The organism is Cupriavidus sp. WS (assembly GCF_000395345.1).
Lineage (GTDB): Bacteria > Pseudomonadota > Gammaproteobacteria > Burkholderiales > Burkholderiaceae > Cupriavidus > Cupriavidus basilensis_B.
Genome location: NZ_AQPL01000104.1, coordinates 14339 through 28287, shown reverse-complemented (window position 1 = coordinate 28287; position 13949 = coordinate 14339). Strand labels below are relative to the sequence as shown.

Sequence of the window (13949 nt, the reverse complement as noted above, 5' to 3'; positions counted from 1 at the left end):
GGCGGGCCGCCGCGAAAGCCGCCCGCCGCCGCGCGCACTAACCTGCCGCCACTGACGCAACCGCGCTGTACGGAAACCCGGAGCCTCGCCATGAGCAGCAAGCCGAAAGCACGCATCGAACCCTATACGCACCCCGCCGCCGGCTGGGGCGCGCTCAAGTACGTGGCGATCAACCTGCTCAAGGAGCGGGTGGCCGGCGGCAACTATCGCACGCTGTTCCGCCAGAACCAGCCGGACGGCTTCGACTGCCCGGGTTGCGCGTGGCCCGACCGCGAGCACGCCTCGACCTTCGAGTTCTGCGAGAACGGCGTCAAGGCGGTGGCCGCCGAGGCCACCTCCAAGCGCGTGACGCCGGCGTTCCTGGCGCGCCACACGGTCGAGGTGCTGATGAAGCAGACCGACTACGAGCTGGAGCAGCACGGCCGCCTGACCGATCCGGTGGTCTACGACCCGTCGAGCGACACCTACCGGGCGATCGCCTGGGACGAGGCCTTCGCGCTGATCGGCAGCCACCTGCGCGCGCTGCCCGACGCCGACCGGGCCGCGTTCTACACCTCCGGGCGGGCCAGCAACGAAGCCGCCTTCCTGTACCAGCTGTTCGCGCGCGTCTACGGCACCAACAATTTCCCCGACTGCTCCAACATGTGCCACGAGGCCACCAGCCGCGGCATGCCGCTGACCGTGGGCGTGGGCAAGGGCACCGTCACGCTGGACGATTTCGAGCATGCCGACACCATCCTGATCTTCGGCCAGAACCCGGCGACGAACCATCCGCGCATGCTCGGCGAGCTGCGCGAATGCGCCAGGCGCGGCGCTACCCTGGTTTCGATCAACCCGCTGCGCGAGCGCGGCCTGGAGCGCTTCACCAGCCCGCAGCACCCGATGGAAATGCTGACCATGTCGAGCACGCAGATCTGCTCGGTGTTCGTGCAGCCGCGCATCGGCGGCGACTACGCGCTCATCAAGGGCGTGGCCAAGCGCGTGGTGGAGCTCGACGACGAGGCCGTGGCCGCCGGCCGGCCGCGCGTGCTCGACACCGGCTTCATCGCCGCCCACACCACCGGCTTCGAGGCGTTCGCGGCCGACCTGCGCGCCGAGCCGTGGGGCGTGATCGAGCGCGAATCCGGCGTGCCGCGCGAGGACATCGAGGGCCTGGCGCTGATCTACGCGCGCGGCCAGCGCGTGATCTGCACCTGGGGCATGGGCCTGACCCAGCACAAGCATTCGGTGCAGACCATCCAGATGCTCACCAACCTGATGATGCTGCGTGGGAACATCGGCCGCGAAGGCGCGGGCCTGTGCCCGGTGCGCGGCCACTCCAACGTGCAGGGCAACCGCACCGTGGGCATCGAGGAAAAGCCGGCCGCGGCGTTCCTCGACAAGCTCGGCGAGGTGTTCGCGTTCTCGCCGCCGCGCCATCACGGCTACGACGTGGTGGAGACCATCGCGGCCATGCTCGCCGGCAAGGTCAAGGTGTTCGTCGGGCTGGGCGGCAACTTCGCCGCGGCCACGCCGGACACGCCGCGCACCTGGGACGCGCTGCGCTCGTGCGACCTCACCGTGCACATCGCCACCAAGCTCAACCGCAGCCACCTGGTGCACGGCAAGGCCGCGCTGATCCTGCCCACGCTGGGCCGCACGGAGATCGACATGCAGAACGGCGTGGCGCAGGGCGTTACCGTGGAGGACTCGGTGGCGATGGTGCACATCTCCTACGGCATGAACCGCCCGGCCTCGCCCAACCTGATGTCCGAGACCGCCATCGTCGCGCGCATGGCGCGCGCCACGCTCGGCGACGCGCTGGTGCCGTGGCTGTGGTACGCCGAGGACTACGCGCGCATCCGCGACAAGATCGCGGCGGTGGTGGACGGCTTCGAGGACTACAACGCGCGCATCGCCCACCCGGGCGGCTTCCACCTGCGCGTGGCCGCGCGCGAGCGCGAATGGCACACGCCCTCGGGCAAGGCGGTGTTCCTGGTCAACCCGCTCAGCGCCGACACCCCCATCGCGCGGGCGCGCGCGCAGCACGGCGAGCGCCTGATGACGCTGATGACCACGCGCTCGCACGACCAGTACAACACCACCGTCTACGCGCTGGACGACCGCTACCGCGGCGTGTTCGGCCAGCGCCGCGTGGTCTTCATCAACCGCGACGACCTGGCGCTGCTCGGCTTCGCGGCCGGCGACTGGGTGGACATGACCACGGTCTGGGACGACGGCATCGCGCGCCGCGCCGACGGTTTCCTGCTGGTCGAGTACGATATCCCGCGCGGCTGCATCGGCGCGTATTATCCCGAGACCAACCCGCTGGTGCCGCTGGACAGCGTGGCCGACCTCTGCAACACGCCGACCTCGAAATCCATCCCGGTGCTGCTGCACCGTACCGCCGCGCCGCGCGCGGCCGGCTGACGCGCCTCCAGGAGACCACCACCATGCCCACGGCACCGCAACCCGGCGTCACCTGCTTCGGCTTTCCGGCCGATGCCGAAGCCATGCAGTCCTGGCGCTACATTCCCATGAGCGTGCGCTTCGCGCTCGATCGCGCGGGCGTGACCATCGCGCTGTCGGAGTGGCAGGCGCTGCCGCTGCCCGCGCGCCGGCAGCTGGTGGCGGCGAGCCTGGACAGCGCGCGGGACGAGGATGGTGGTGGAGATGACGGTGACGATGACGGTGGCGGCTTCGGGGCATTGCTCGACGCCGCCATGCGGCAGCACATCGGCCGCGCGCCGGCCGTGCTCGACGCCGCGCCCGATGCGTCGTGGCGCGCGCTCGACGCGCTGCCCGCCGCCGTGCTGGCGCAGTACGCATGGGCCGGCCTCGCGCCGGCCCCGGCCGAGGCGTGGCGGCGGCTGCCGCCGCTGGCGCGCTACACGCTGGTCAAGATGTCGCGCAAGCCGCGCCCCAACGACGCCTTCGCGCTGGCGCTGGCCGAACTGCGGCTGCTGTAGGCGGCCGCCGGCCGGCCGCTGGCCGGATCACCAGAATCCGAGGATCTTCCACCAGACGCCGCCGATCACGGCGAAGACGATCAGCTCGAACACGCACATCACCGCGCCGGCCCGCCACCACTGTCCCATCGTCACGTAGCCGCTGCCGAAGATGATCGGCGAGGTGCCGGTGGCGTAGTGGGTCAGCGTCATCATGATCGCCGAGCCGGCCGTCATCATCAGCATGAAGGGCGGCACGTAGGGCGGCGGGATCAGGTGCGCGCCCACGGTGAGGAAGGCCAGCATCATCGCGCTGACGTGCGCGGTGGTGCTGGCGAACAGGTAGTGGGAAAACACGAACACCAGCACCAGCACCGAGGCCACCGCGAGCCAGCCCATGCCGCTGGCGGCGATGGCGTCGCGCATGTCCGCCGAGAACCACGCGATCACGCCGAGCTTGTTGAGCTGCTCCGCGAGCATGACCAGCGCGCCGAACCAGATCAGGGTGTCCCAGGCGCTCTTTTCCGAGAGCACGTCGTCCCAGTCGATCGTGCCGGTGATGATCAGCGTGAACAGGCCGAGGAAGGCGACCACGGTCGGGTCGAGGGTGAAGGCCGGGCCGAAGATCATCGCCGGCACGTTGGCCCACAGGAACAGCATCACGGCGAAGACGCCCATCATGACCCGCTCCTTGCCGCTGAGCGGGCCCATGCGCGCGAGCTCGCCCTTGGCGTAGTCGATGGCGTTGGGGGTCGCCTTCAGCTCGGGCGGGTTGAGCACGAAGATGATGAGCGGCATCAGCAGCAGGCACAGCAGGCCGGGCACCAGCATGCACAGCGCCCAGGTGGTCCAGGTCAGGTGCAGCGCCTGGCCGGTGGCCCTGGCCACGTAGTCGACCACCAGCGGGTTGGGCGCGGTCGCCGTCACGAACATGGCCGAGGTGATCGGGTTGGCGTGGTAGTTGACCAGCGCGAGATAGGTGCCGACCTTGCCCTGGGTTCCCTTGGCCGGATCGGAGTCGAAGGCGCCGGCGATGGAGCGCATGATCGGGTGCACGATGCCGCCGCCGCGCGCGGTGTTGCTGGGCGTGAACGGCGCCAGCACCAGCTCGCAGATCGCCAGCCCGTAGCCGATGCCGATGGTGCGCTTGCCCAGCAGCGCGATGAACATCAGGCCGATGCGGTTGCCGAGCCCGGTCTTCTTCAGCCCGCGCGAGATCAGCACGGCCACGACGATCAGCCAGATCAGCGGATTGGAGAAGCTGCTCAGGGCATCGGCGATGGCGCCCTTGGACGAGTTCGAGGTCACTTGCGCCAGCGACACGATCACGATGGCCATCATCGCCATCACGCCGATCGGCATCACCTTGAGAATGATGGCGACGATGGTGGTCAGGAAGATGGCCACCAGGTCCCACGCGTTGTCGTTCAGGCCGGCCGGCGTGGGGATGAGCAGCAGCGTGATGAGCACGACCGTGGTGATGATGGCCGGCGTCAGCCGGAAGGGCACCACGGACATGAAGTAGCGATACAGCGCGACTATCCTGGCGAGCATCTTCGAACTCCTCGAGGGATACACAGTGAATGAAGACAGCCGAAGTCCCCGTGCCGGTCGACGCGAACCGTGCTTGCCGGCGGCATGGCGCGCGTTCGAGGCTCAGGCAATCCTGATCGATGGACTTCGCAAGCGGAAGTGAATCTTTTCGACGGAAAGAATAAGAAATCGCGCCGCGATGCCCGCGGCAATGGCACCGGTCTGGTGCGTTTTTCCTGGGTAGCTTTCGGCATCATGTGGACGATCAGGCCGACGAAAATGATGGAATGATGCCATATGTGCCGGACAGAGCGCTCCGCGGCGCGGGTGAGGACGATGAAAATCAGTGCCGCGCGTGTGGCAACGGCCCCCCGGAATGGCGCCATCGCGATTCCCCTCTTGCTTGCCTCTTTGCCATAACCGCCATGTGCTATGGTTTATATGATCTTTTAGGCAAGTGCGCCAGCGTGGCGCCGGCGCCGCCAGACAAAATGACAAGGTGCGAAGGATGGTACGTCTGACCATCGAAGGCCACCAGATCGATGCCCCGCCGAACTGCTCCATCCTGCAGGCGTTCCTGCACGCGGGGCAGACGCTCGTGGAGGGCGTCGGCTGCATGGGCCAGGGCGTGTGCGGCTCCTGCCGCGTGCTGGTGCGGCGCGGCGGCGAGCGCGAGGTCAACACCGCGCTTGCCTGCGAGACCCTGATCGAGGAAGGCATGCAGGTGGCCTCGCTCGAGTATTTCACCGCGCCGGTGCGCCACGTCTACCGCCCCGAAGAAGCGGGCGACAGCTGGCATCTGCTGCAATCGATCGGCGAGACCTTCCCCGAAGCCGCGCATTGCCGCCACTGCGGCGGCTGCGACCGCGCGTGCCCGAAGGGGCTCGACGTGCAGCGCGGGGTGAACCTCGCCGTCGAGGGCAAGCTGGCGGAGTCCGGCCGCGTCTTCGACGAATGCGTCATGTGCAATCTCTGCACGCTGGCCTGTCCCGAGCTGATCCGGCCCAACCACCTCGGCCTGTTCGTGCGGCGCATGACCGCGGCGCTGTGGCTGCGCCCGGCGAACCTGATGCACCGGCTGCAGCAGATCGAAAGCGGCGAGATGCGGATCGATTTCGACGCGCCGGGCGCGCGCCCGCCACGCTGACCGGACCAACAAATACCATGCTTGCAGGCATTCCCTACGACGAGGCCCGCCAGCGCTACCGGCCCGGCATGACGCCGGCGGTGCGCGGTGCCGGCGGCTCCAATGCGGCGCCCGATGACGATCCCGGCAACGACCCCACCGACGCCCTCCTGAAAGGCTTTCATCCCGACCACGGCCCGGACGCGCGCGTGCCGCTCGCCATCGGCGTGAACCGGGGAGAGCCATGCCAGCCGGATCTGGCGCGCCAGCTGCAGGCCAACGCGCTGATCGACGACGTGGACATCGCGGGGGCCCAGCTCGTGACCACCGACGTGCTGGTGATCGGCGGCGGCGGCGGCGGATGCGCGGCGGCGCTCACGGCGGCGAAGGAGGGCGCGCGCGTCATCCTCGCCACCAAGCTGCGCCTCGGCGACAGCAATACCGTGATGGCCGAAGGCGGCATCCAGGCGGCCGTCGGCGAGGACGACAGCCCCCAGCTGCATTTCGAGGACACGCTGCGCGCCGGCCACTTCCGCGGCGACCCCGAACTCGTCGCGCAGATGGTGATGGACGGCCCCGACGTCATCCGCTGGCTGATCCGGCTCGGCATGACGTTCGACCAGGAGGACGACCGGCCCATCGGCAACCTGCTGCGCAAGAAGCCGGGCGGGGCGTCGGCCGCGCGCATTCTCTCCTACCGCGACTACACCGGGCTCGAACTGATGCGGGTGCTGCGCGAGGCGGTGGACCTGGACCCCGGCATCGAGGTGTGGAACCGGTGCCCGGCGGTCGAGCTGCTGTCCGACGAGCGCGGCAACTGCGCCGGCGCGGTGATCTACAACCTCGAATGGCGCACCTTCGTGCTGGTGCGCGCGCGCGCCGTGATCGTCGCCACCGGCGGCGCGGGACGCCTGCACCTGAATGCGTTCCCGACGTCGAACCACTACGGCGCCACGGCCGATGGCCTGGTGCTGGCCTACCGCATGGGCGCGCGGCTGCGCGAACTCGATTCGTTCCAGTACCATCCCACCGGCATCGCCTACCCCGAGCATCTCGCCGGCGGGCTCATCTCGGAGGCGGCGCGTTCCGCCGGGGCGAAGCTGATCAACGGCGAGGGCGAGCGCTTCGTCGACGAGCTCAAGCCGCGCGACGTCGTGGCCTCGTCGATCCTGCGCGAGTGCGCGCAGGGGCGCGGTATCGTGCGCGGCCAGCAGGTGGGCGTCTTCCTCGACACGCCGACGCTGGAAATGGCGCATCCCGGCATCCTGGCCGAGCGCCTCGTCACGCTGAGCCACCTCGCGCGCCGGTGCGGCCAGGACGCGGCCAGGGAGCCCTTCCTGGTTTATCCGACGCTCCATTACCAGAACGGCGGCGTGGCGGTCGGCAAGGACGGCGCCACGAACGTGGGCGGCCTGTACTGCGTCGGCGAGGTGGCGGGCGGCATCCACGGGCGCAACCGGCTGATGGGCAACGCGCTGCTCGACATCCTGAGCATGGGGCGGCGCGCGGGCGCCAGCGCGGCCGGTTCGTGGCACGGCGCGATGGCCAGCCGCGCGGGCATCGGCCACGTGCATGCCTGGCAGCGCGAACTGACGCTCGCCGGGCTGCCGCTTCACGTCAAGGCGCCGATGCTGTTTCCGGGCTACGCGAATTTCGACCTGCGCGTCGATGCGGGGCTGCATTCCGGCGCGCGGGGCCGCGTGGTCCGCGGGGTCCGGTGAGCGGGGCGGGGGGGAGCGCGATGACACAACCGAACCAGGTTCTCCTGAAGGAGGACAACCGGGTCGGCGCCGACCTGGACGCATGGCTCGCGGTCGGCGGCGCGGAGGGGCTCGCGCGGGCGCTGCGCGAGCCGGCGGCCATCATCGGCGAGATCGGGCAGGCCGACCTGCGCGGCATGGGCGGCGCCGGCTTCGCGACGCATCGCAAGTGGGCGCCGGTCGCAGCCGCGCCGGACGGCGACAAGTACATCATCTGCAACGGCAACGAAGACGAGCCGGGCACGTTCAAGGACCGCTTCCTTCTGGAGCACACGCCGCATCAGGTCATCGAGGGCGCGCTCATCGCCGCCGCGGCGTGCCGCGCCAACCATGTCGTGCTGTACGTCAACCCGCACCAGCCGGCATCCCTCGCGGCGACGCGCGCGGCGGTCGGGCAATGGCTGCGGCATCCCCGCTTCGCGGAACTGGAGCGGCTGGTGGGCGGGCCCGTGTCCCTGGAGGTCGTGCCCAGCTCGGGGCTCTACATCGGGGGCGAGGAGACCGCGGTGATCGCCAGCGTCGAGGGGGGCTTCCCGTTCCCGCGCCGCAAGCCGCCCTTTCCGGCCGAGCACGGCGTGCGCGGCGCGCCGACCGTGGTCAACAACGCGGAAACGCTGGCGCACGTTCCCGGCATCCTGCGCCACGGCGCGCAGTGGTACCGGGACCTCGGCGTCGGCAATGCCGCGGGAACCAAGCTCTTTTCGCTCTCGGGGGACGTGCTGCGCCCCGGCCTGTACGAGCTGCCGATGGGCACGAGCCTCGAGTCGCTCGTGTTCGAGCATGGCGGCGGCATGCTGCAGGGCAAGGAGTTCAAGGCGGTGTTCACCGGCGGCCCCTCGAACACGCTGCTGACGAAACGCGATCTCGACGTCGCGCTCGATTTCGACTCGGTCAGGCTGCGGCGCTCGCGGCTGGGCACCGGCGCCATGATCGTGGTGTCGGAAGGCACCAGCATCGTGCGCAAGGTGGCCGAGTACGTGAGCTTCTTCGCCCAGGGCTCGTGCGGCCAGTGCCCGCCATGCAAGGGCGGCACCTTCCAGCTGATGCGGCTGCTCAACCGGATCGATACCGGCCGGGGCGTGCATGCTGACCTGGAGGCGCTGGAGAACCTGTGCAGCATCCTGCCGGGCAGCGGGCGCTGCGGCCTGATCGACGGCGCCGTGACGGTCGTGGAGAGTTCGCTGCATCAGTTCCGCGAGGAATACGAGGCGCCGCTGACGGCATAGGCGCGTGCGGCGCCCGATTCAGTCGTCCAGGTGCGGGCGGATCAGTTCCTCGAACCACTGCGCGAACATGTCCAGCCGCCGCGAGCGCTGGCGCCGGTGCGGATAGAGCAGCGACACCGGCATGGCGGCGGCGCGGTGGCCGGGCATGACCTCGGCCAGTTCGCCGGCGTCGAGCAGGTACTGCACGTCGAAGCGCGGGATCTGGATCAGGCCCAGCCCGGCCAGGCAGCAGGCGATATAGCTCTCGACGTTGTTCGCGATCACGCGGCTGGGCACCTCGATGGTGTGGGTGGCGCCGTCGCGCCCGGCGTATTCCCACGGCAGCTCGCGCCCGGTCCGCGGCGAGGCGTAGCCCACCGCCCAGTGGCCGTGCGCGAGGTCGCCGGGCTGGGCGGGCTCGCCGTGCTCGCGCAGGTAGGCCGGGCTGGCGCAGTTGACCAGGGCGACGTGGCCGAGCGGCCGCACCACCAGGCTGCTGTCGTGCGGCGTGCCGAAGCGCACCGCGCAGTCCACGCCTTCCTGCGCCAGGTCGATGGCGCGGTCGCTCGAGCCCAGCGACAGTTGCAGCCGGGGATGGCGGCGCAACAGGCCGGGCAGCGCGGGCGCGATCAGGCGGCGGGCGATGCGGCTGGGCGCGTCGATGCTGAGCCGGCCCGACAACTGCCGCCCGCCGGCGTGGAACAACTGGTCGATGCTCTCCACCTCGGCCATCAGCGGGCGCAGGCGCTCGAGCAGTTGCTCGCCGTCGGTGGTCAGCCGCACGTGGCGCGTGGTCCGGTGCAGCAGCCGCACGCCGACCTGCGCCTCCAGTTGCTGGATCGCCGCGGATACCGACGCGCGCGGCAGCTCCAGCGCATGCGCGGCCTTGATGAAGCTGCCCATCTCCGCCACCTGGGCGAACACGCGGTACTGGTCGAATCTATCCATGTGGCCGGCTCGCTGCCATCGACTGCCTCTCCCTGCCATCTGTTGCAACCGCCGCCGTGCCGGCCCGGCGGCGGGTGCGTTCGCCTGGCGGCTTACTTGGTGGCTTACTTGGTCGTGTAGCCGCCGTTGATCAGGATGGTCTGCCCGGTGATCCACCAGCCGTCGCTGACCAGATGGCGGATGAACGGCACCACGTCCGCGATGTCGGTCAGGCCGGTCCTGGAGAACGGCGACAGCGCCGCGGCCGTCTTGTGGTAGGCCACCGCGTCCTCGCCCTCGGCCGGATAGAAGAACGGCGTATCCATCGGGCCGGGCCCCACCGCCGTGACCGAGATCCCGCGCGCGCCGAATTCCTTGGCCGCCGCGCGCGTGAAATGCTCCACCGGCGCCTTGGTGCCGGCATAGGAAGCATAGTATGGCGTGAACGCGCCCAGCAGCGAAGTCACCAGCGTCACGATCTTGCCGTTGTCGTTGAGGTGCCGGCCCGCTTCCTGCAGGAACAGGAAGGCGGACTTGGCGTTGACCGCCGCCATCTCGTCGTACTCGGTCTCGGTGATCTCCACCAGCGGTTTCTTGAGCACCTTGCCGACCGTGTTGATGGCGATGTCCGGCCTGCCCACGGCGGCAATGGCGTCGGCGAACAGCTTGCCCGTGGCCGCGGCGGTGGTCAGGTCGGCCTGCAGCGCCACGGCCTGCGCGCCGGCGGCCCGGATGGCGGCCACGGTCTGGTCGGCGTCCGCCTTCGAGGCGGCGCTGTTGTAGTGGATGGCCACCGCCCTGGCGCCCTGCGCGGCGAGGTCGCGGGCAATCAGGCCGCCGAGGTTCTTGGCGCCGCCGGCGATCAGCGCGACCTTGCCCTTGATGGAATGGTCTGCCATGCACGTCTCCTTCATGGGTTGACAGGGCATCCAGCTTAAGCGCCCGGCGGCGGCGGATAAACCGTCCCGGCCTGGATGGATTATCCAGAATATCCGCCCAATCGGGCCGCGCCGCGGGCATGCCGATTGATGGTATTTTCGAGGCTGCGCGGCGCGCGGCAATGGCAACGGCGCCGGGACGGCGACAGATACGAAAAACGACAAACACAGAAAAGGGGAATCATGGTCCGGCTGATGCTGCTGCTGCTTGGCGTCGATTATCTGCGCAAGCGCGCCCGCGCGATCCTGGCGATCGGCATTCTGTGGCTGGTCGCGGGCATCGTGGTGTTCATCGACGCGCTCGACGGCGCCGCCTATTTCCCGATCGATGTCTTCGCCTGGCTGTTCCTCGCCGAGGGGCTGGCCACGCTGGCGGTGGCGTGGACCGGCGTGGGCGGCCAGCGCGTGCTGCGCTACGTCAAGGGCTTCGCCGTGGTCGGCGCGGCGATCCTGATCCTGGCCGGCCATCACCACGGCAACTTCCTGCTGTCGATGATCTTCGGCACGCTGTTCCTGGTCGACGGCCTGCTCCAGTGCATCTCGGCGTGGGTGGTGCGCTACCGGCGCTGGAAGGCCGCGTTCTCGTGGGGCTGCGCGGAGATCCTGCTGGCGATCTTCTTCTACCAGCCGTTCCCGACCCACTACGTCGGCACGCTGCCGTACTGCCTCGGGCTGTTCCTGTTCTTCGGCGGGCTGAACCTGGTCACGCTGGCCACGCGCGTGCGCCGGCTGGCGCGCAACCCGGCGCTGAACCGCGCCAGGCATCCCGCCGTCGAGCCCGACCGGGCCGAGCCCGGCGCCGGGCCGGTGTTCGCCGAGGCCGGCTGGGACGGCCCGCCCGGCGACGAGGAGCACGCGCTGACGGTCCATGTCTGGACGCCGGCCGGCTCGTCCAAGGCGCCGGTGCTGCGCCACCCGATCATCGGCCGCTACATCGCGGCGGTCGACGTGAACGGCGTCATCTCGACCGGCCACGCCGCGCTGGAGTCGCCCGAGGGCATCTACATCAGCCTTTATCCGGGCGTGGAGATCGACCGCTCGCCGGACGAGTTCGGCCGCATCCTGCGGGCCACGCAAGAGAACGACGTGCCGGGCGAGTTCCAGCCCGACTACGCCACCGAGTCGCGCGCCTGGTGCCCGTCGACGGTGCGCGTGCGCATCCGCAACTACGACCCGGGCAAGCTGAGCGCGTTCTGGGAGCGCTACCGCGCCGACACCACCTACAACCTCACGCACCGCAACTGCTCCAGCACGGTGTCGAACGCGCTCGAGGCCGCGCTCGAAGGCGCGGCGGCCCGCCTGCGCGGCGGCCGCGCCGGCTGGGCGAGCTTCTTCCGCATCCTGGCCACGCCCGAGCTGTGGGTGGCCGCGCAGATCCGCAAGCGCGCGGTCACGATGGCGTGGACGCCGGGGCTCACGCTCGACTACGCGCGCGCGCTCAGCATGCTGGCCGACCCGCGGCCGTTCGCGTGGTGGAAGGTCGCGCGCCGCGCGCTGGACCTGATGCGGCAGCGGCGCAAGGAATGGCGCGCGCAGGATTCGCAGGCCGCTTCCTGATTGCCGCCGACGCGACCGGCAGCGCCGCGCGCCGGCGCGGCCTATTGCGGCTGCCGCAGGTAGTCCACGAGATGGTTGAGCACCGCGCGCGTCTTGGCCGGCATGCGCAGGCCGAGCGGGATCATCGCGTGCACGGGCGGGCCGGGCACGTCCGCGTCCGGCAGCACGTGGCGCAGCCGGCCCGCGTCGACATGGGGCCGGGCCACGCGGTCGTGGATCTGGGTCAGGCCGAAGCCGTTGATTGCCGCGTCCACCAGCGCCTGGCCATCCGCCAGCGCCAGCACCGGGTTGGGGGAAATCTCGCGCACGTGCGCGCCGTCCGCCACGCGCCACGGCCGCAGCCGGCCCGACGGGCCGCGAAAGACGATGGCATCGTGCCCCGACAGGTCCGCCACCGAGCGGATCTCGCCGTGCCGCGCGAGGTAGTCGGGCGAGGCGTACAGGCCCTGGCGCAGGTCGCATAGCTTGCGCACCGTCATCTCGCTGTCGGCGGGCAGCTCGCCGATGCGCACCACGATGTCCCAGCCTTCGGCCACCGGGTCTGACATGCGGTCGTTGAGCGCCAGCTCGAAGGTGAGCCTGGGATGGTGCCGGCGCAGTGCCGCCAGCGCCGGGAACAGCAGCCGGCCGAAGCCCGCCGGCAGGTCCAGGCGGACCTTGCCGATCGGCTCGGCGCGGCGCGCCGCCAGCGCCTGTCCGGCTTCGCGCAGTCCCTCCAGCGCGGACTCGGCGGCCATCAGGTAGGTCTCGCCGTCCTCGGTCAGCCGCACCGCGCGCGTGGTGCGCTGGAACAGGCGCGTGCCAAGCGTGGCCTCCAGCCGCTGCACGGACTTGCCGACATTCGACTTGCTGGTTCCCAGACCCTCGGCGGCGCGCGTGAAGCTGCCGCTGTGCGCGACCGCGACGAACGCTTCTATGTCGGCGACGGAGGCATCGATGCGCTCGGACATTGTTTCCGCTCCGGAGACAAAGAGTCGCACTCTAGCATGTTTATCGAGCGTGGGCGGACAGCCACAATGCCTTCGCCGATGCCTGCCTGCGCGCTGCCGGACGCCGCGAAACGGGCGGGTCTGCCTGCCTGTCCCGCGGCGGGCTCGCTGCGAATTCGCGGCGAATCCGCCATGAATTCGCGGCCGGATTGCCGGCGCGCGCGCGCATGGCACGGCAGTACAGGAAAAACGCATGCTCACCAGAGAAACCATCAATTCCGGCGCCTACCTCGGCAGCTTCGGCCTGCCGCGGGAGGTCGCCTGGACCCAGGACCAGATCGAGGCCTCGCTGGCCGAAACCATGCGGGCGCGGCCCGCCGGCGCGGACGTCTGGGTCTTCGCCTATGGCTCGCTGATGTGGAACCCGCTGCTGGATTTCGACCGGCGCGAGATTGCCACCCTGCACGGCTGGCGCCGCAGCTTCTGCCTGCGCATGACCGCCGGGCGCGGCTCGCCCGAGGTGCCGGGCCGCATGCTGGCGCTGGAAGCCGGCGGCAGCACGCACGGCGTGGCCCTGCGGCTGGCCGCCGCCACGCTCGAGGAAGAACTGCGCGTGCTGTGGATCCGCGAGATGGTCACGGGCTCCTACCTGCCGACCTGGGCGCCGCTGACGCTGGCCGACGGCACCGGCACCGCCGCCATCGCCTTCGTCGCCAACCCCGCGCGGCCGCAGTACGAGCCGGACGCGAGCGTCGCCACCGTGGCCTCGATCGTCGCCGCCGCCTCGGGGGCGTTCGGCTCCAACGCGGACTACGTGCTCGCGCTCGAATGCGCGCTGTCCGAGTGCGCGCTGGCGGACGGCTACATCGAGGCCCTCGCCGCGGCCCTGCGGCGTGAGGCGCCGGCCGCCGCGCGCTGACGCCGGCTGCGTCGGCTGACGCCGGGGGTGGCGACACGCACGAAAACCGTGGCTTCACATGCGCAAATTGTCTCTGTGATGGATACAAAGTTCGCAAGAAAGCCATCTTTATCCGCCCGCTGGCGGTA

The 13949-nt window shown here is 70.2% G+C and carries 12 protein-coding genes; 8 read left to right on the top strand and 4 right to left on the bottom strand.

The window, feature by feature from the left end:
- The first annotated feature begins 90 nt into the window (after positions 1-90).
- Positions 91-2409, top strand: coding sequence for an FdhF/YdeP family oxidoreductase (locus tag K206_RS0110450; RefSeq protein ID WP_020202360.1), 2319 nt, complete (start codon positions 91-93; stop codon positions 2407-2409).
- Positions 2410-2432: 23 nt separating this feature from the next.
- Entirely contained in the window at positions 2433-2948 is a 516-nt protein-coding gene (locus K206_RS0110445; RefSeq protein ID WP_020202359.1) for a nitrate reductase associated protein, read from the top strand.
- Between the two features lie 27 nt (positions 2949-2975).
- Here K206_RS0110445 and K206_RS0110440 read toward each other — a convergent pair whose 3' ends face one another.
- Positions 2976-4481 (bottom strand): DASS family sodium-coupled anion symporter, encoded by a 1506-nt coding sequence (locus tag K206_RS0110440; RefSeq protein WP_020202358.1) that lies wholly within the window; start codon positions 4479-4481, stop codon positions 2976-2978.
- A gap of 138 nt (positions 4482-4619) precedes the next feature.
- On the opposite strand from K206_RS0110440, the gene K206_RS44645 reads away from it, so the two are divergent.
- The 4 genes from K206_RS44645 (at position 4620) to K206_RS0110425 (ending at position 8572) form a co-directional block, all read left to right on the top strand.
- Positions 4620-4751 (top strand): hypothetical protein, encoded by a 132-nt coding sequence (locus tag K206_RS44645; protein WP_255359638.1) that lies wholly within the window; start codon positions 4620-4622, stop codon positions 4749-4751.
- A 217-nt stretch (positions 4752-4968) separates the two neighbouring features.
- Complete coding sequence (locus K206_RS0110435; protein ID WP_020202357.1) at positions 4969-5607, top strand: 2Fe-2S iron-sulfur cluster-binding protein; 639 nt, start codon at positions 4969-4971, stop codon at positions 5605-5607.
- 17 nt (positions 5608-5624) lie between these two features.
- Positions 5625-7307 carry an FAD-binding protein gene (locus K206_RS0110430; protein ID WP_020202356.1) on the top strand — a complete coding sequence of 561 codons (1683 nt, stop codon included), beginning with the start codon at positions 5625-5627 and terminating at the stop codon, positions 7305-7307.
- Positions 7308-7327: 20 nt separating this feature from the next.
- A complete protein-coding gene (locus K206_RS0110425) occupies positions 7328-8572 on the top strand; it encodes an NADH-quinone oxidoreductase subunit F (protein WP_020202355.1) in 1245 nt (414 codons plus the stop codon).
- 18 nt (positions 8573-8590) lie between these two features.
- On the opposite strand, the gene K206_RS0110420 is transcribed toward K206_RS0110425, so the two are convergent.
- Both K206_RS0110420 and K206_RS0110415 read right to left on the bottom strand, forming a co-directional pair.
- On the bottom strand, positions 8591-9499 hold the full coding sequence (locus tag K206_RS0110420) for a LysR family transcriptional regulator (protein WP_020202354.1): 909 nt from the start codon (positions 9497-9499) through the stop codon (positions 8591-8593).
- A 104-nt stretch (positions 9500-9603) separates the two neighbouring features.
- Complete coding sequence (locus K206_RS0110415) at positions 9604-10377, bottom strand: SDR family oxidoreductase (RefSeq protein ID WP_020202353.1); 774 nt, start codon at positions 10375-10377, stop codon at positions 9604-9606.
- 222 nt (positions 10378-10599) lie between these two features.
- On the opposite strand from K206_RS0110415, the gene K206_RS0110410 reads away from it, so the two are divergent.
- Positions 10600-11973, top strand: coding sequence for an HdeD family acid-resistance protein (locus K206_RS0110410; RefSeq protein ID WP_020202352.1), 1374 nt, complete (start codon positions 10600-10602; stop codon positions 11971-11973).
- A 41-nt stretch (positions 11974-12014) separates the two neighbouring features.
- Here the strand turns inward: K206_RS0110410 and K206_RS0110405 are convergent, their stop codons facing one another.
- Positions 12015-12923: a LysR family transcriptional regulator gene (locus K206_RS0110405; RefSeq protein WP_020202351.1), complete on the bottom strand. Its 909-nt coding sequence runs from the start codon at positions 12921-12923 to the stop codon at positions 12015-12017.
- 232 nt (positions 12924-13155) lie between these two features.
- On the opposite strand from K206_RS0110405, the gene K206_RS0110400 reads away from it, so the two are divergent.
- Complete coding sequence (locus tag K206_RS0110400) at positions 13156-13821, top strand: gamma-glutamylcyclotransferase (RefSeq protein WP_020202350.1); 666 nt, start codon at positions 13156-13158, stop codon at positions 13819-13821.
- Positions 13822-13949: the final 128 nt, after the last annotated feature.

Coding starts and splice junctions, on each gene's coding strand:
- K206_RS0110450 (WP_020202360.1), top strand. CDS start 91: ATGAGCAGCAAGCCGAAAGCACGCATCGAACCCTATACGCACCCCGCC.
- K206_RS0110445 (WP_020202359.1), top strand. CDS start 2,433: ATGCCCACGGCACCGCAACCCGGCGTCACCTGCTTCGGCTTTCCGGCC.
- K206_RS0110440 (WP_020202358.1), bottom strand. CDS start 4,481: ATGCTCGCCAGGATAGTCGCGCTGTATCGCTACTTCATGTCCGTGGTG.
- K206_RS0110435 (WP_020202357.1), top strand. CDS start 4,969: ATGGTACGTCTGACCATCGAAGGCCACCAGATCGATGCCCCGCCGAAC.
- K206_RS0110430 (WP_020202356.1), top strand. CDS start 5,625: ATGCTTGCAGGCATTCCCTACGACGAGGCCCGCCAGCGCTACCGGCCC.
- K206_RS0110425 (WP_020202355.1), top strand. CDS start 7,328: ATGACACAACCGAACCAGGTTCTCCTGAAGGAGGACAACCGGGTCGGC.
- K206_RS0110420 (WP_020202354.1), bottom strand. CDS start 9,499: ATGGATAGATTCGACCAGTACCGCGTGTTCGCCCAGGTGGCGGAGATG.
- K206_RS0110415 (WP_020202353.1), bottom strand. CDS start 10,377: ATGGCAGACCATTCCATCAAGGGCAAGGTCGCGCTGATCGCCGGCGGC.
- K206_RS0110410 (WP_020202352.1), top strand. CDS start 10,600: ATGGTCCGGCTGATGCTGCTGCTGCTTGGCGTCGATTATCTGCGCAAG.
- K206_RS0110405 (WP_020202351.1), bottom strand. CDS start 12,923: ATGTCCGAGCGCATCGATGCCTCCGTCGCCGACATAGAAGCGTTCGTC.
- K206_RS0110400 (WP_020202350.1), top strand. CDS start 13,156: ATGCTCACCAGAGAAACCATCAATTCCGGCGCCTACCTCGGCAGCTTC.